The organism is Cellulosimicrobium sp. I38E (assembly GCF_001647255.1).
GTDB lineage: Bacteria > Actinomycetota > Actinomycetes > Actinomycetales > Cellulomonadaceae > Cellulosimicrobium > Cellulosimicrobium cellulans_E.
The window spans coordinates 50,075-65,239 of sequence record NZ_LUAZ01000013.1 but is presented as its reverse complement, the minus strand read 5'-3'; the positions used below and the strand labels follow the sequence as shown (position 1 = coordinate 65,239).

The window sequence follows — 15,165 nt, the reverse complement described above, 5'->3', positions numbered from 1 at the left end:
CGCCCGGTCACCCCGGCGACGTCGCTCCACCGAACCTCACCCGGCGTCGCCGTGCCGTGAGCCGCCGCGGGCGCTACTGTGCGGTTCCCGGACAGCGAGGAGGCACCCGTGGACGTCCCGCGAACCCTGGCCGAGTCCCGCGCGGCGGGGCGCGCCCTGCGCGACCGGGTGCCGCGCCGCACCCAGGGGGCGCTGCTGCTCCCGGAGCGCGACCCGGTCGCCATCATCGAGGAGCAGAACCGCGACCGGCTCCAGGACCTCGTCCCGCTGCGGGTCGGCCGGATGCTCGAGTCGCCGTTCGCGTTCTACCGCGGCACGGCGGCCACGATGGCGCACGACCTGCGCGACGGTCCGCGCACCGGCGTGCACGTCGTGGCGTGCGGGGACGCCCACGTCTCCAACTTCGGCCTCTTCGCGTCGCCCGAGCGCCGGGTCCTGTTCGACCTCAACGACTTCGACGAGGCGTCCGACGCGCCGTGGGAGTGGGACGTCAAGCGCCTCGCCGCGAGCATGTACGTGGGGGGACGGGACAAGGGCATGTCGGAGGAGCAGTGCCGCGAGGCCGCGCGCAGCGCGGCGCGGGGCTACCGGGAGGCGCTCGGCGCCGCGTACGACCGCAGCGCGTTGGACCGGTACGCCTTCCAGGTCGACGCGGAGCTCATCGAGCCGCTCCTGCTCAAGGAGGGGCGGCTGGAGCTGAAGCGCACCCTGAAGAAGGCCCGCCGTCGCACGTCGGAGCAGGTGGTCCAGAAGATCACGGCGCTGTCCGCCGACGGGCGGACCCGGATCGTCGACCAGCCGCCCGTCACGCAGCACGTGGACACGGCGAGCCTGGACGAGCTCACGACCCTGTTCGAGGCGTACCGCGAGCCGCTGCGCGCGGACGCGCGGCTGCTGCTGAGCCAGTTCACGGTCGTCGACTTCGTGCTGCGCGTGGTGGGTGTCGGCAGCGTGGGCACCCGCTGCTACATCGTGCTGCTCGAGGGGCCCGCGGGGGAACCGCTCGTGCTCCAGGTGAAGGAGGCGACGAGGTCCGTGCTGGCGACCTACGGCGGGATGGTCGACGCGCTCCCCTCGGGTCTGGTGCCGGCCGGGAGCGTGCCGGCCCAGGGACGACGCGTCGTCGCCGCCCAGCGGATCCTCCAGGCGCAGTCGGACCCGTTCCTCGGCTGGACCACGGTCGAGGCTCCGGACCGCACGGGGAGGCCCCGCGTCGACTTCTTCTGGCGGCAGTTCCGCGACATGAAGGGGTCGGTCGAGCTCGACCGGCTCTCCGCGGCGCAGTTCGTGCGGTACGGCGAGCTCTGCGGGCGCGTGCTCGCGCGCGCGCACAGCCAGTCGCCCGGCACCCGCGTGGCCCACGGGTACCTCGGCCGCTCCGATGCGTTCGACGACGCGATCGCGCGCTGGTCGTGCGCGTACGCGGACGTCGTCGAGCAGGACTTCGCCGCGCTCGAGGCGGCCGTCGCGAGCGGGCGGCTGCCCGCGGAGCGGGGCACCTGAGACGACGCGCCCGACCGTAGGCTGAGCGCCATGACGGACGACGCCGGGCTGCCCGGCCCCGAGAACCCCGCGCCCTCCGACGCGCCGCGCGGGACGGCGCGCGTGGCGGTCGAGTACTGCACGCAGTGCCGGTGGCTCCTGCGCGCGGCGTGGGTCGCCCAGGAGCTGCTCCAGACGTTCCGCACGCGGCTCGGCGAGGTCGCCCTGGTGCCGGGGACGGACGGCGTCTTCCGCGTCACGCTCGACGCCGGCGACGGACCCGTGCTCCTGTGGGACCGCAAGACCGACGGCGGGTTCCCCGAGATCCCGGACCTCAAGCGGCGCGTGCGCGACGCCGTCGCCCCGGACCTGGCGCTCGGGCACACCGACCGGGCCGCCGCCCGGTCAGGAGCCGGCGGCGAGGCGCCGGCCGAGGGCTGAGACTCAGCCCTTCTTGGCGCGCGCGGCGGCGAGCCGCTCCTCCTCGGCGCGGACCTTCTTCTGCACCTCGCGCTCGGTCGCGAGCCACGCGGGCGGGTCCTGGCGCAGCGCGTCGATCTCCTCCGTCGTGAGCGGCTCGGTGAGGCCGCCGCGGGTGAGGCCGGAGATCGAGACGCCCAGGCGACCCGCGACGACGGGGCGCGGGTGGGGGCCGTTGCGGCGCAGGTCCGCGAGCCACTCCGGCGGGTTCTTCTCGAGCTCCTCGAGCTGGGCCCGCGTGATCGTGCCCTCCTGGAACTCCGGCGGCGTGGCGGGCAGGTACACCCCGAGCTTCTTCGCCGCGGTGGCGGGCTTCATGGTCTGCGCGGACTGCTTGGGGGTCATGGGCTCCAGGGTAGTCGGCCGGTCGGCCTCCGGCGGCGCGCCTAGGCTGGTCGGGTGGACGACGACGCGGGCACGGCCCCCGAGGTGACGAACGGCGCGACCCCCGACGACGGCGGGGTGCGGCGGTTCCGGCTCGCGTACGTGCCGGGCGCGACACCGGCGAAGTGGGTGCGCACGTGGCGCGAACGCCTCGCCGACGTGCCGCTCGACCTCGTGGCCGTCGCGGCGGACGACGCCGAGCGTGCCCTGCGCGACGACGAGGCGGACGCCGCGATCCTCCGCCTGCCGGTCGACCGCGACGTGCTCAGCGCGATCCGGCTCTACGAGGAGGCGCCGGTCGTGCTCGTCTCCCGCGACCACCTGCTCGCCGCGCTCGAGCCCGAGGAGCCGGTCGCGCTCGCGGACCTCGCCGACGACGTGCTGCTGCGGCCGCTCGACGACGTCGTGCCGTGGGCGGGCGAGCCCGGCGCCGCGGACGACGCCCCGGAGCCCCCGGGCCGGCCGGCCGTCGAGCGTCCGGCGACGACGGGCGACGCCGTCGTGCTCGTCGCGGCGAACGTCGGGGTGGCGGTCGTGCCGCAGTCGCTCGCGCGCCTGCACCACCGCAAGGACGTGACGTACCGGCGCCTCGACGACGCGCCGACCGCACCGGTGGCGCTCGCGTGGGTGACCGACCGCGACGACGAGCTGGTCGAGGAGATGGTCGGCATCGTGCGGGGCCGCACGGTCAACAGCTCGCGCGGCCGGCGCGCCGGGTCCGTGCCCGAGGAGGCCGCGACGCCCCGCGCGCAGAGCGGGCGCGGCGGCGCCGGAGGGCAGGGTGGACGCGGCGGGTCGGGGCGCGGGGGAGCAGCCGGTGGGCGCTCCGGCGGAGCGAAGCAGGGGCGTGGCGGGGTCCAGAAGGGCCGTGGCTCCCGCGGGCGCGGCGGGAAGCGGCGGTGACGGCGCGGTCCGGGGCTCGCGCGACGACGGACCCGCTGCCGTCGGGGCCCAGAGGTGACGGCTCGCTCGAGCTCGTGCTGCTCGACGCCGTGCCCGCCGACGAGCGCGACGTCCTCCTCGCGGCGGCGCTCGCGCTGCGGCTCGGCCCCGGCCAGGACGCGTTCGTCCCGCCCGCCACCGACGTGGTGGACGCGGCCCGGGCCGACCCCGACCGGCACCTCCTGGTCGCGCGCGCGGCGTCGGGCGACGTCGTCGCGCTCGGGGTGCTGCACCCGGGCGGCGCGCCCGCGGAGGTCGTGGCGTTGCTCGGCGGCGTCGGAGCGGACGACGTGGTGCTCTTCCGCGGCTTCCTCGTCGACGTCGCGTCGCAGGGTGCGGGGGTCGGCACGCGCGTGACGTCGCTGCTCCCGGGAGCGGTCGCGGAGCTGGCGCGCGTGCGCCGTCGGGCCGCCCCGTACGCCGCGCTGGTCCTCACGGTCAACGAGCGCAACGCCGCGGGACGCCGCGCCTACGCGCGCGCGGGCCTGACGGACCGTGGCGCCTACCTCGGCGGGGGCGCCGGCCCGCAGCGCGTCCTGGCGAGGCCTCTCGATAGGTCTTGACTTATATAAGCGTGACGTGAAACATGGTGGCCATGGAAGCGTTCGACGTCCTCGGCGACCCGGTGCGGCGGCGGATCCTCGAGCATCTCGCCCGGGGCGAGCGTCCGGCGGGGGAGCTCGCCGCGCTCGTGGGCGAGGAGTTTGGGATCAGCCAGCCGGCCGTGTCCCAGCACCTCAAGGTGCTGCGGACGAGCGGCTTCGCGACCGTGCGGCCCGAGGGGACCCGGCGCGTCTACGCGCTCGACCCCGCGGCGCTCGACGAGGTCGAGGACTGGGCGGCGGGCCTGCGCCGGTTCTGGGAGCAGCGGCTCGACGCGCTCGGCACCGAGCTCGCTCGCGGTGCCCGCGAGCGGCGCCGCGCCGCGGCCGCCGACGAGGGCGCCGGACGCCCGACCGACACCACCAGGAGGACAGCATGAAGGACTTCATCGCCGAGCTCGAGGCCGCGCGGCGCTCCGTCGGGACGGGGGCGCTCCCCGCGGGCGAGGCCCGCGTGCTCACCATCGAGCGGACCTACCCTGCCGACGTCGAGGACGTGTGGGACGCCGTCACCGACCCCGAGCGCATCCCGCGCTGGTTCCTCCCGGTCACGGGCGAGTTCCGGGTCGGCGGCACGTACCAGGTCGAGGGGAACGCGGGCGGCGAGATCCGCGCGTGCGACGCGCCGACCCTCCTCCGGCTCACCTGGGTCATGGGCCCGCCGACGCCGGAGGACTCGTCGGTCGTCGAGCTCCGCCTCGCGCCCGCGCCCGACGGCGGCACGACCCTCACGCTCGAGCACACCGCCGTCGTGCCGCCGGAGATGTGGGACGTGTACGGCCCGGGCGCCGTCGGCGTCGGCTGGGACGGAGCGCTGCTGGGCCTCGGGCTGCACCTCGGCGGCGCCGGGCCGCTCGACCCCGAGGAGGTCCTCGCGAGCCCCGAGCTGCGCGCGTTCAACGTCGCGAGCAGCGAGGCGTGGGGAGCGGCGCTCGCGGAGGCGGACGGCTTGGGCGCGGACGACGTCGCCGCACGCGTCGCCGCCACGACCGCGTTCTACGTCCCGGCCGACGACACCCCCGACGCGCGGTAGGTCCGGCTCCGGGGGGAGGCCCGGCGGCGGACATCCCCCGTGGGGCGGATGTTCACCTGCCGTTCACCCGCCTTACCCTCGTGCGATGACTCCGCCCGATTCGTCCCGTCCCTCGACCCTGCTCGACCGCTCCGACGCGTCCCTCGGCACCTCGCCCGGCGCGATGCCCGGCGCGGCCCCGCGCCCGCTGCCGGAGGAGCCCGCGGGCGCGTCGTCCCAGGCCGCGGGCCAGGTGCTCGTCGCGGTGTCGTGGCTGGTCGGGGCGGCGCTCGTCGTGCTGGTCGCACGCCTGCTGCGCGGTCCGAGCGAGGCGCTCTACCTCGCGATCACGGCGCGGACCGCCGAGCTCCCGGGGTCGGGGCTCGTCGCGGAGGGCGGGGTGCTCGTGCTCCTCGGGTTGTGCGCGGTCGTCGCGTGGCGGTCGCGGCGCGCGGGCGCGTCCGCCGTCGCGACGACGTTGGTCGCCGGGGTGGGCGCCGTCGCGGCCTACGCGGCGAGCGAGGCCGTGAAGTCCCTGGTCCGCCAGCCGCGGGGGTGCTGGGAGCTCGTCGAGGTCGCGCACTGCCCCGCGGCCGGGGACTGGTCGTTCCCCAGCAACCACACCGCCATCGCGTTCGCCCTCGCGACGGCGGTCGTCCTGGCCGGTGCGCCCGCCGTGCGCGTCCCCGGGGCGGTGCCCGCCCGGCACGCCTACCGGTCGCCGCTGCGCGAGATCGCGGTGTGGGTCGTGCTGCCCGTGGCGCTCGCCGTCGCGGTCGCCACGGCGCGGGTCGCCGAGGGCGTGCACTTCTCGCACGACGTCGTCGCGGGCGCGGCCGTCGGCGTCGCCGTGGTCGTCGCGGCGGTGACGGTCCTCGCCGGACCGGCGACGGTCGCGGTCACCGCGGCGTGCCGCGTGGAAGGCGTCCGCCGCGTCCTGCTGGCGCGGCCCGCCTGACGGGCCTCAGCGACGGCGTCGGGCGCGGGCGATCCCCGCGATCCCCAGGATCACCGCGGCGGCGAGCAGCACGGTGCCGAGCGCGGCCTGCAGCAGGTCGACCGACGGCCCGACGGCGAACGTGCCGCCCGCCGTCGTGCCCTCCGACCGGCACGTGAGGGTCACGGTGCCCGCGTCGCTCGTGAACGAGGACTGCGCGCGCCAGTGCCGGGGGACGAGGACGTCCTGCTGCGACATCGAGACGCGGAGCCCGACGTCCTCCCCGTCGGGTCCGGTGCCCTCGCACCGGACCTCGCTCCAGGCGGCGCCCGTGTCGGCGTAGACGGTGTGGTCGCCCGCGGCGAGCTCGACGCGGGCCGTCTCGCCGAACGGCGTCGCGGCCTGGACACGGAAGCCCGGGAGCACCCACAGCCACACCACGCCCAGCAGGCACGCGACCGCGAGCACCAGGGGAACGAGGCCGGGGCGGGGGCCGGTTCTTCGTCCGGTCATGCGGGCACCGTACCGGCACGGCCCCCGGGGGGTGGTCAGCGCGGCGCGGTGACGAAGACGTCGAACAGCTCCGGGTGGTGGGCGTGCACGAGCACGGCGAACACCACGACGTCGAACAGCAGGTGCACCGCGACGACGTACGTGAGCGACTTGCTCCACGAGAAGATCCAGCCCTGGACCAGGGCGAACGGGACGGTGAGGAGCGGCCCCCACTCGCGGTACCCGAGCTCCCACAGGAACGACACGAACACCGCCGCCTGGAGCAGGTTCGCCGTCCACAGGCCGAAGTGCTCGCGGTACAGCGCGAACACGACGCACACGAAGAACAGCTCGTCCCAGATGCCCACCGCGTTGACGCCCACGAACAGGCGCGCGATCTCCTGCCCGCCCGTGATCTCCGGCCAGTTGAGGTACGCGCCCGACCCGATGAAGTAGAACGGCAGGATCAGGTACCCCGCGACGACGACCACGACGAGGTACACGACCTGTCCCCGGGTCCAGCGCCGCCCGGTGGCGACGGGGAACCGGATGACGTCCTCGCGGAAGACGAACCGCGAGAGGGCCCACGGCACGAGCACGGCGAGGGACAGGACGACGGCGAAGCGCACCATCCCGGCGTCCGACAGGTCCGCCTCGAGCGAGATCGTCGAGATGATCACCATGCCGGTCGCGACGAGCGCGAGGTCGCGCCCGAGGCGGCGGTCCACGGCGAGCCCCAGCGCCACACCGAGCACGAGCGGCACGTACCCGAGCGGGCGCACGTGCACCGCGAACAGGAGCACCGCAGAGCCGGACACGAGCACCGCGGCGAGCAGCCGCAGCGGCGAGCCGACCGCCCAGGGCGGTCGGGCGGCGTCGGGCAGGGGAGCGAGGGCCGGTGACGTCACCCGCCCACGGTGCCATGATGCGAGGCGTGGAGCGAGGGCCCGAGCGGCAGCCGGACCGGCGCGGCGAGCTCGACGCGGTGCGCGCCCTCGTCGTCGTGGGGCTCGTGCTGTTCCACGCCGCGCTCGTGTTCGACACGCGTGACGACTTCTACGTGAAGAACGCCGAGACGACCGAGCTGACGACGTTCGTCGTCGCGCCCGTCGTGGTGTGCGCGATGCCGCTGCTGTTCGCGATCGCGGGGATCGGCGCGTGGCACTCGCTCCGGTCGCGCGGACCCGGCGGGTTCGTCCGGGAGCGGCTGCTCCGCATCGGCGTCCCGCTGCTCGTCGCCCTCGTCCTGCTCCTACCCGTCCCGCAGTTCCTGCGCGCCCGCGCCGAGGGCACGTGGACCGGCTCGTACCTCGCGTTCTGGCTGCGGTTCTTCGACGTGCGTTTCCAGCCCGGGGACGTCCCGTTCGTCCTCGACGGCGAGCACTTCGAGACGGGGCACCTGTGGTTCCTCGTGCTGCTGCTCACCTGGGCGCTCGTGCTCGCCGCGCTCGTGCGCCTCGTGCCCGACGACGTCGCGCGCCGGGCGCGCGGGCGGCTCGCCCGGGCGGTGGGGGCGCGGGGCGCGGTGCTCGCGCCCGCGGTGGTCGTCGGCGTCGTGTGCGCGGCGCACGAGCTCGAGGAGGGCTTCGCCGCGTGGAGCCGCTGGGGGTACCTGCTGTTCTTCCTCGGCGGCTTCGTGCTGGCGTCCGACGCGCGGTTCCGGTCGGCGGTGCGCCGGGATGCGGCCCTCGCCGGGCTGGTCGGGCTGGGCGCGTTCGCGGTGGGCATGGTGCTGTTCCTCGGACCCGCCGGCGAGGTCGACGCGTTCACGGGTCGCGAGGCCGGTGCGGTCGTGTTCCGGTTCCTCTACGGCGTCGCGGGGTGGTGCTGGGTGGTCGGGCTGCTCGGTCTCCTGGACCGGTGGGGCGCGCGCCGACGCACGGCGGCCGCCGCTCCTGCGGCCGAGGTGGCCCTGGGCGCGACGAGCACCTCCCGGGGAGCCGCCGTCGCGGTCCGTCCGTGGCGGGGTCGGGCCTGGGCCTACCTCGGTGCGGCGGTGCTGCCGCTGTACGTGCTGCACCAGCCGGTCGTGGTCGCGGTCGCGTACCCGGTCGTGGGGTGGGAGCTTCCCGCCCCGGCGAAGTACGTGGTGATCGTCGTGGCCTCGCTCGGCGCGCTGCTCGCGGTCTACGACCTGCTGGTACGGCGCACGCGCGTCACCCGGGTGCTGCTCGGGATGCGGGCCTGAGCCCGTCAGAGCTCCTCGTACACCGCGGGGTCCTGGTCGTTCGTGCGTCCGTCCGGACGCGCGAGCCCCGTGAGGGCGTTCATCTCGTGGGTCGTGAGCTCGAACGAGAAGACGTCGAGGTTCTCGCGCTGGCGCTCGGGCGTCGACGCCTTGGGCAGCGGCACGACGCCGAGCTGCACGTGCCAGCGCAGGATCGCCTGGACGGGGGAGACGCCGTGCGCCGCAGCCACCGCCGTGACGGCGGGGTCGCGCAGGAGGTCGCTCGCGCGGCCGATCGGGCTCCACGCCTCGGTGAGGATCCCGCGCTCGGCGTCGGCGGCACGTTGCGCCGCCTGCGGGAAGTACGGGTGCAGCTCGACCTGGTTCACGACCGGGGTCACGCCCGTCGCGGCGATCACCGCGTCGAGGTGCTCGGGCAGGAAGTTCGAGACGCCCACGTGGCGGACCAGCCCGCGCTCGCGGCACTCGACGAGCGCCTCGTACGCCTCGACGTACCGCCCGACGCGCGGGTTCGGCCAGTGGATCAGGTACAGGTCGATGCGTTCGAGACCGGTGCGCAGGAGCGACTCCTCGACGGTGCGGACCGCGTCGTCGTGGGCCTGGTGGCGACCGGGGAGCTTGGACGTGACGATCACGTCGTCGCGCGGGACGTCCGCACGGCGGACGGCCGCACCCACGGCACCCTCGTTCTCGTAGCTGAACGCCGAGTCGATCAGCCGGTAGCCCGCGTCGATCGCGCGCGCGACCGTCTCCGCGCCCTCCTCGCCGTTGAGGCGGTAGGTGCCGAAGCCGATCGCGGGGATCGTCGTGCCGTCCTGGGCGCTGAGGGTGGGGATCGTCATGGGCCCCATGGTGCGTCGGGCCCGGTGCGGCACGCACCCCGGCGGGACGGGGGCGCCGGGGCCGTCGCGCGGGCGAGGGACGAGGAGCGGCCCCCGATCCGCGGGGATCAGGGGCCGCTCCTCTTCTCTCGGCGGGTGCTACGCGGCGCTCGGGAAGGGGACTCCCGTGGTCGCGTGGCAGCGGTATCCGTTCGGGTTCTTGTCGAGGTACTGCTGGTGGTAGTCCTCGGCGTAGTAGAACGGGCCGGCCTCGGCCGCGGGGCGCATCTCGGTCGTCACGGGGTCGTAGCCCTTGGCCTCGAGCACCGCCGAGTAGCGCGCCGCGGTGTCGCGGACCGCCTGCTCCTGCTCCGGCGTCGTCCAGTAGACGGCGGACCGGTACTGGGTGCCGACGTCGTTGCCCTGGCGGTAGCCCTGCGTCGGGTCGTGGCGCTCCCAGAAGATCTTGAGGAGCTCCTCCTCGGAGACCTTCGTGGGGTCGTACGCGACGAGCGCCGTCTCGGTGTGGCCGGTGCGCGCGGTGCACGCCTCCTCGTAGGTGGGGTTCGGCGTCGTGCCGCCCATGTACCCGACGGCGGTGCTCACCACCCCGGGGACCTGCCAGAAGATCTCCTCGGCGCCCCAGAAGCAGCCCATCGCGAGGTAGAGCACGCGCGTGCCCTCGGGCCACGGACCGGTGATCGACGTGCCGAGCACGGTGTGGGGACGCGGGGTCTGCAGCACGGGCGACTGGCGCCCGGGCAGCGCGTCCTCGGGGGCGATCATCGTCGTCTTGCCGGACGAGCCGAAGATCGCGTCGAAGATCGAGTTCATCGCTTACCTCCTGAAGTACCGGACGACCGGGGCGCTGGCCCACGACGCATCGTCCTGGCACGGGGTAGAACGCCGCGGGGGCGGCGGGTGTTCCGGGCCGACGCCGGCCCTCCGCGAGCCGGGCGGGCGCACGGCACGAGCCTCTCACGGGACGATCGAGTCGATGTAGCCGCCGTCGACGCGCACGGCCGCACCCGTCGTCGCCGACGCGAGCGGCGACGCGAGGTAGGCGACCAGGTGCGCGATCTCCTCCGGCTCGATGAGGCGCTGGAGCAGCGACTGCGGGCGGTGCTCGCGCATGAACACGCGCTGCGCCTCGTCCCACGGCAGGTCGTCGCCGACGAGCTCGCGCGCGAACGCCTCGACCCCGCCCGTGTGCGTGGGGCCCGCGAGCACGCTGTTCACCGTGACGCCCGTGCCCGCCGCCGCCTTGGCGAACCCGCGCGAGACGCCGAGCAGCGCCGTCTTGCTCACGCCGTAGTGGATCATCTCGGCCGGGATCACGACCGCCGAGTCGCTCCCGACGAACTGCACCCGGCCCCAGCCGCGCTCGACCATCCCCGGCAGGTAGGCGCGCGTGAGCCGCACGCCCGCGAGGACGTTCACCTCGAAGTAGCGGCGCCACGTGGCGTCGTCGATCGCGAGCGGGTCCTCGCTCGAGAAGATCCCGAGGTTGTTCACCAGGACGTCGACGTGTGGCACGGCGTCGAGCACCGCCGCCGTGCCCTCGTCGGTCGCGAGGTCGGCCGCCACACCGAGCACGTCGGCCCCGGGCACGTGCTCGCGGACGTCGTCGGCAGCCCGCTGCGACGTCTCCTCCGAGCGCCCGTTGACGACGACCGCCGCCCCGCACCCCGCGAGGGCGCGGGCGATCGCGAGGCCGATGCCCTGCGCCGAGCCGGTGACGAGCGCCCTGCGCCCGCCGAGGTCGATCTCCATGCGTGCTCCCTCCGCGCCGGGCGACGCGCGCCGCCCCACCCACCGTCCCGCGCGACGACGCCCGTCGCCACCGCGGCCGAGCAGGCGGTGCGCCGTAGGCTGGCCAGGTGACCACCTCGAGCGAGCACCCCGACTGGACCACCACCGGCTTCTCCACGCGTGCGATCCACGCGGGCCAGGACCCGGACGCGACGACCGGCGCCGTCGTGCCGCCGATCCACCAGGTCTCGACGTACAAGCAGGACGGCGTCGGAGGACTGCGCGGCGGCTACGAGTACTCGCGCTCCGCGAACCCCACGCGCACCGCGCTCGAGGAGGCGCTCGCGGCGGCGGAGTCCGGCGGCCTGCGCCCGACGGCGGACGGCTCGCCCGCCGCGCGCGGGTTCGCGTTCGCCTCCGGGCTCGCCGCCGAGGACACGCTGCTGCGCGCCGTCGTGCGTCCCGGGGACCACGTGATCGTGCCCGACGACGCGTACGGCGGCACGTACCGGCTCATCGCCCGGGTGTTCGGGCCGTGGGGCGTGGAGCACACGCCCGTCGACCTCACGGACGTCGAGGCCGTCAGGGCCGCGGTGCGCCCCGAGACGCGTGTCGTGTGGGTCGAGACACCGACCAACCCGCTGCTCGGGGTCTCCGACATCGCGGCGCTCGCGGGCGTCGCGCACGACGCCGGCGCGCTGCTCGTCGTCGACAACACCTTCGCGACCCCGTACCTCCAGCAGCCGCTCGCGCTGGGCGCGGACGTCGTCGTGCACTCGACGACCAAGTACGTCGGGGGGCACAGCGACGTCGTCGGAGGAGCGCTCGTCGTGGCGTCGGGCGCGCAGCTCCCGGGCGGGCTCGCGTCGCCCGCGAGCGGGACCGACGTCGCCGGCGCGGTCGGGTTCCACCAGAACGCGTCGGGCGCCGTCGCCGGGCCGTTCGACGCGTGGCTCACGCTGCGCGGTCTCAAGACCCTCGCGGTGCGCATGGACCGCCACCAGGCGAACGCCGCGGCCGTCGCCGACTTCCTCGCCGCCCACCCCGCGGTCACCGAGGTGATCTACCCCGGCCTCGCCTCGCACCCCGGGCACGAGCTCGCGGCGCGGCAGATGAGCGGGTTCGGCGGCATGGTGTCGTTCCGCGCGGGCAGCGAGGCGAAGGCGCTCGACGTGTGCGCCCGGACCCAGGTCTTCACGCTCGCGGAGTCGCTCGGCGGCGTCGAGTCGCTCATCGAGCACCCGGGCCGCATGACGCACGGCTCGGTCGCCGGGACGGCGCTCGAGGTCCCCGACGACCTCGTCCGCCTCTCCGTGGGCATCGAGGACGTCGAGGACCTCGTCGCGGACCTCACGCAGGCGCTGGCCTAGCCCGGGGCCCTCGCCGCGCCGTGGGGAGATCCTGCGCACACCCGGGCGCGTCGCGGGCGCTCGTCGGCGCGCGGGGCGGGCCGCTCGCCTAGTGTTGCGCTGTGAGCGCGCAGGCCGACCAGCACAGGACCCCCGACCCGCTTCCTCCCGGGCGACCCGGAGCGGCGGCGGTGCCCGACTCGGTGCGCTCGGCCGCCGCCTGGTCGTGGCGGCTCCTGCTCATCGGCCTGACGATCGCGGCGGGCCTGTGGCTCGTCACGCAGCTCAAGGTGATCGTCGTCCCCATCGCGGTGGCGCTCCTGCTCACCGTGCTGCTCACGCCGGTCCAGCGCTTCTTCCGCCGTCATCTGCGCATGTCCCGCGGCCTCGCGTCCGGTGCGGCGCTCATCGCGCTCATCGTCGTCGTCGCGGGGCTCGTGGCGATCGCGGGGCAGCAGATCGTCAGCGGCTTCCAGGACCTGCGCGACCAGGCGGTCGAGGGCTTCGAGCAGTTCACCGCGTGGCTCGCCGACGGCCCGCTCGGCCTGGACTCGACGACGATCTCGCACTGGCTCGACCAGGCCGGGACCGCGGTCTCGGAGAACCAGGACTCGATCGTCTCCGGTGCGCTCGGCGCGGCCACGACGATCGGCCACGTGGTCGCGGGCGCGCTCATCGCGCTGTTCTGCACGTTCTTCTTCCTGCTCGACGGGCGCACGATCTGGTCCTGGGTGGTCGGGCTGCTTCCCCTGCGCGCCCGCGACAACGTCCACCAGGCGGGTCGCCGCGGCATCGTCACGCTCGCCGCGTACACGCGCACGCAGATCCTCGTGGCGGCGGTCGACGCCGTCGGCATCGGGATCGGTGCCGCGTTCTTCGTCCCGTCGCTCGCGCTGCCGCTGGGCATCCTCGTGTTCGTCGGGTCGTTCATCCCGATCGTCGGTGCCATCGTCACCGGGTCCATCGCGGTGCTCGTCGTGCTCGTCGCGCAGGGCTGGGTCCAGGCGCTGGTCATGCTCGGCATCGTGCTGCTCGTCCAGCAGATCGAGGGCCACATCCTCCAGCCGTTCCTCATGGGCCACGCCGTGTCGCTGCACCCGGTCGCGGTGCTGCTCGTCGTCGCGGCGGGCAGCTTCGCCGCGGGCATCGTCGGCGCGCTGTTCGCCGTCCCGATCGCCGCGGTCCTCAACACCGTCGTCCTCTACCTGCACGGGCACGACAAGTTCCCCGAGCTCGGGACGGACGACCGCGTCGTGGTGCGGGGGAGCCCGCAACCGCCGGTCATCGCGCGCGCGGAGGCGGACCTCGAGGACGTGGGCGCGCGCCGTCGGACCCGCGCGGGCGCCGGGGAGGACTCCGCCGTCGTCGACCCGCAGGACGCCGGCCCCGTGGAGGACGCGCCCGGGGAGACGCGGTGACGTCAGGACCGCTGTCGGTCACGCTCGACGACGTCCGCGACGCAGCGCGCCTGCTCGACGGCGTCGCGTACCGCACCCCGGTGCAGACGACGCGCGCCATCAGCGAGGCCGCGGGCGTCCGGGTGCTGCTCAAGTGCGAGAACCTCCAGCGCGCGGGGTCGTTCAAGGTGCGCGGCGCGTACGTGCGCATGGCGCGCCTGAGCGACGACGAGAAGGCCCGCGGCGTCGTCGCGGCGAGCGCCGGCAACCACGCGCAGGGCGTCGCGTTCGCGGCCGGTCTGCTCGGCATCCGGGCCGTCGTGTACATGCCGGTCGACGCCGCGCTGCCCAAGGTCGCGGCGACGCGCCAGTACGGCGCCGAGGTCCGGCTCGTCGGCGCGGACGTGGACGAGACCCTCGCCGCCGCCCGCGCCGAGGCCGACCGTACGGGCGCCGTGTTCATCCACCCGTTCGACCACCCCGACGTCGTCGCCGGTCAGGCGACGATCGCGCTGGAGATCCTCGAGCAGGTGCCGGACGTCCGGACCGTGATCGCGCCGCTCGGCGGCGGCGGGCTCGTCGCGGGACTCGCCGGGGCGTTCGCACAGACGGCGCCGCACGTACGCGTGATCGGCGTGCAGGCGGAGCGCGCCGCTGCCTACCCCGGCTCGCTCGCCGCGGGGGAGCCGACGACGGCGCGGCTCGCCGCGACGATGGCCGACGGCATCGCGGTCGGGACGCCCGGGCACGTGCCGTTCGGGATCCTGGCCCAGCACGGCGTCGAGGTCCGCACGGTGACCGAGGAGGAGATCTCCCGGTCGCTGCTCATGGTCGCCGAGCGCGCCAAGCTGCTCGTCGAGCCCGCGGGGGCCACCGGCGTGGCCGCGCTCCTGTCCGGGACGGCCGCGGTCGACGCGGGTGCGGCGGACCCGGTCGAGGGACCGGTCGTCGTCGTCCTGTCCGGGGGGAACATCGACCCGCTCGTGCTGCTGCGGGTCGTGCGGCACGGCCTCGCGGCGGCCGGCCGGTACATCCAGCTCCAGGTGCTGCTCGACGACCGCCCCGGCGCCCTCGCGCGCATGCTCGAGGTCATCGCGACCAAGCGCGGCAACATCATGCACATCGACCACGACCGCACCGACGTGGGCCTCGCGATCGGCGAGGCGTGGGTGCGCATGCAGGTGGAGACCAAGGGGCCGGAGCACTGCGACGAGCTCGTCGCGCACCTGCGCTCCGAGGGCTACCGCGTCGAGCGCAGCGACGGCGGGTCGCCCGGCCTCTGACGACGACGGCCCGGCACCTCCGCAGAGGGGCCGGGCCGTCGGAG

General features: G+C 75.2%; 17 protein-coding genes. 11 read left to right on the top strand and 6 right to left on the bottom strand.

Annotated features, from left to right (window positions below):
- The first annotated feature begins 108 nt into the window (after nucleotides 1–108).
- Nucleotides 109–1,503 carry a DUF2252 domain-containing protein gene (locus A0J59_RS03950; RefSeq protein ID WP_082918721.1) on the top strand — a complete coding sequence of 465 codons (1,395 nt, stop codon included), beginning with the start codon at nucleotides 109–111 and terminating at the stop codon, nucleotides 1,501–1,503.
- A gap of 30 nt (nucleotides 1,504–1,533) precedes the next feature.
- Entirely contained in the window at nucleotides 1,534–1,923 is a 390-nt protein-coding gene (locus A0J59_RS03945; RefSeq protein WP_082918720.1) for a SelT/SelW/SelH family protein, read from the top strand.
- Nucleotides 1,924–1,926: 3 nt separating this feature from the next.
- Here the strand turns inward: A0J59_RS03945 and A0J59_RS03940 are convergent, their stop codons facing one another.
- Nucleotides 1,927–2,307, bottom strand: a complete 381-nt coding sequence (locus tag A0J59_RS03940) for a DUF5997 family protein (RefSeq protein ID WP_047232055.1) — start codon at nucleotides 2,305–2,307, stop codon at nucleotides 1,927–1,929.
- 54 nt (nucleotides 2,308–2,361) lie between these two features.
- Between A0J59_RS03940 and A0J59_RS03935 the strand changes: the two genes are divergently transcribed.
- The 5 genes from A0J59_RS03935 (at nucleotide 2,362) to A0J59_RS03915 (ending at nucleotide 5,860) form a co-directional block, all read left to right on the top strand.
- Complete coding sequence (locus tag A0J59_RS03935) at nucleotides 2,362–3,249, top strand: LysR substrate-binding domain-containing protein (RefSeq protein WP_255364965.1); 888 nt, start codon at nucleotides 2,362–2,364, stop codon at nucleotides 3,247–3,249.
- The gene (locus A0J59_RS03930) at nucleotides 3,246–3,851 is read left to right on the top strand and encodes a hypothetical protein (protein ID WP_082918719.1); all 606 of its coding nucleotides are present in this window, start codon (nucleotides 3,246–3,248) and stop codon (nucleotides 3,849–3,851) included. Before A0J59_RS03935 ends, A0J59_RS03930 begins: the two co-directional genes overlap by 4 nt.
- Nucleotides 3,852–3,883: 32 nt before the next feature.
- Nucleotides 3,884–4,270: a helix-turn-helix transcriptional regulator gene (locus A0J59_RS03925; RefSeq protein ID WP_047232172.1), complete on the top strand. Its 387-nt coding sequence runs from the start codon at nucleotides 3,884–3,886 to the stop codon at nucleotides 4,268–4,270.
- Nucleotides 4,267–4,923, top strand: coding sequence for an SRPBCC family protein (locus A0J59_RS03920; RefSeq protein WP_053370093.1), 657 nt, complete (start codon nucleotides 4,267–4,269; stop codon nucleotides 4,921–4,923). The genes A0J59_RS03925 and A0J59_RS03920 overlap by 4 nt, the downstream gene beginning before the upstream one ends.
- An 85-nt stretch (nucleotides 4,924–5,008) precedes the next feature.
- Nucleotides 5,009–5,860, top strand: a complete 852-nt coding sequence (locus A0J59_RS03915; RefSeq protein WP_064315282.1) for a phosphatase PAP2 family protein — start codon at nucleotides 5,009–5,011, stop codon at nucleotides 5,858–5,860.
- Nucleotides 5,861–5,866: 6 nt separating this feature from the next.
- Here A0J59_RS03915 and A0J59_RS03910 read toward each other — a convergent pair whose 3' ends face one another.
- Together A0J59_RS03910 and A0J59_RS03905 are read right to left on the bottom strand one after the other, a co-directional pair.
- Nucleotides 5,867–6,352: a hypothetical protein gene (locus tag A0J59_RS03910; protein ID WP_156532786.1), complete on the bottom strand. Its 486-nt coding sequence runs from the start codon at nucleotides 6,350–6,352 to the stop codon at nucleotides 5,867–5,869.
- Nucleotides 6,353–6,387: 35 nt separating this feature from the next.
- Nucleotides 6,388–7,215: a CPBP family intramembrane glutamic endopeptidase gene (locus A0J59_RS03905; protein ID WP_047232174.1), complete on the bottom strand. Its 828-nt coding sequence runs from the start codon at nucleotides 7,213–7,215 to the stop codon at nucleotides 6,388–6,390.
- Between the two features lie 50 nt (nucleotides 7,216–7,265).
- On the opposite strand from A0J59_RS03905, the gene A0J59_RS03900 reads away from it, so the two are divergent.
- Nucleotides 7,266–8,519 carry an acyltransferase family protein gene (locus A0J59_RS03900; RefSeq protein WP_220084432.1) on the top strand — a complete coding sequence of 418 codons (1,254 nt, stop codon included), beginning with the start codon at nucleotides 7,266–7,268 and terminating at the stop codon, nucleotides 8,517–8,519.
- Between the two features lie 5 nt (nucleotides 8,520–8,524).
- On the opposite strand, the gene A0J59_RS03895 is transcribed toward A0J59_RS03900, so the two are convergent.
- From A0J59_RS03895 to A0J59_RS03885, 3 genes are all read right to left on the bottom strand, one after another.
- The gene (locus tag A0J59_RS03895) at nucleotides 8,525–9,361 is read right to left on the bottom strand and encodes an aldo/keto reductase (RefSeq protein WP_064315279.1); all 837 of its coding nucleotides are present in this window, start codon (nucleotides 9,359–9,361) and stop codon (nucleotides 8,525–8,527) included.
- 138 nt (nucleotides 9,362–9,499) lie between these two features.
- Nucleotides 9,500–10,174 (bottom strand): peptide-methionine (S)-S-oxide reductase MsrA, encoded by a 675-nt coding sequence (gene msrA, locus A0J59_RS03890; protein WP_047232060.1) that lies wholly within the window; start codon nucleotides 10,172–10,174, stop codon nucleotides 9,500–9,502.
- A 144-nt stretch (nucleotides 10,175–10,318) separates the two neighbouring features.
- A complete protein-coding gene (locus A0J59_RS03885) occupies nucleotides 10,319–11,113 on the bottom strand; it encodes an SDR family NAD(P)-dependent oxidoreductase (RefSeq protein ID WP_047232061.1) in 795 nt (264 codons plus the stop codon).
- Nucleotides 11,114–11,220: 107 nt separating this feature from the next.
- Between A0J59_RS03885 and A0J59_RS03880 the strand changes: the two genes are divergently transcribed.
- The 3 genes from A0J59_RS03880 (at nucleotide 11,221) to ilvA (ending at nucleotide 15,121) form a co-directional block, all read left to right on the top strand.
- Nucleotides 11,221–12,462 (top strand): cystathionine gamma-synthase, encoded by a 1,242-nt coding sequence (locus A0J59_RS03880; RefSeq protein ID WP_064315278.1) that lies wholly within the window; start codon nucleotides 11,221–11,223, stop codon nucleotides 12,460–12,462.
- A 101-nt stretch (nucleotides 12,463–12,563) separates the two neighbouring features.
- Nucleotides 12,564–13,859 (top strand): AI-2E family transporter, encoded by a 1,296-nt coding sequence (locus tag A0J59_RS03875; RefSeq protein ID WP_064315277.1) that lies wholly within the window; start codon nucleotides 12,564–12,566, stop codon nucleotides 13,857–13,859.
- Nucleotides 13,856–15,121, top strand: a complete 1,266-nt coding sequence (gene ilvA / locus A0J59_RS03870) for a threonine ammonia-lyase (RefSeq protein WP_047232064.1) — start codon at nucleotides 13,856–13,858, stop codon at nucleotides 15,119–15,121. Before A0J59_RS03875 ends, ilvA begins: the two co-directional genes overlap by 4 nt.
- The last annotated feature ends 44 nt before the right edge of the window (nucleotides 15,122–15,165 follow it).

Bases quoted from the DNA above. Each gene is read 5' to 3' on its own strand.
- A0J59_RS03920 (WP_053370093.1), top strand. From the start codon at position 4,267: ATGAAGGACTTCATCGCCGAGCTCGAGGCCGCGCGGCGCTCCGTCGGG.
- msrA (WP_047232060.1), bottom strand. From the start codon at position 10,174: ATGAACTCGATCTTCGACGCGATCTTCGGCTCGTCCGGCAAGACGACG.
- A0J59_RS03895 (WP_064315279.1), bottom strand. From the start codon at position 9,361: ATGACGATCCCCACCCTCAGCGCCCAGGACGGCACGACGATCCCCGCG.
- A0J59_RS03940 (WP_047232055.1), bottom strand. From the start codon at position 2,307: ATGACCCCCAAGCAGTCCGCGCAGACCATGAAGCCCGCCACCGCGGCG.
- A0J59_RS03945 (WP_082918720.1), top strand. From the start codon at position 1,534: ATGACGGACGACGCCGGGCTGCCCGGCCCCGAGAACCCCGCGCCCTCC.
- A0J59_RS03885 (WP_047232061.1), bottom strand. From the start codon at position 11,113: ATGGAGATCGACCTCGGCGGGCGCAGGGCGCTCGTCACCGGCTCGGCG.
- A0J59_RS03910 (WP_156532786.1), bottom strand. From the start codon at position 6,352: ATGACCGGACGAAGAACCGGCCCCCGCCCCGGCCTCGTTCCCCTGGTG.
- A0J59_RS03925 (WP_047232172.1), top strand. From the start codon at position 3,884: ATGGAAGCGTTCGACGTCCTCGGCGACCCGGTGCGGCGGCGGATCCTC.
- A0J59_RS03915 (WP_064315282.1), top strand. From the start codon at position 5,009: ATGACTCCGCCCGATTCGTCCCGTCCCTCGACCCTGCTCGACCGCTCC.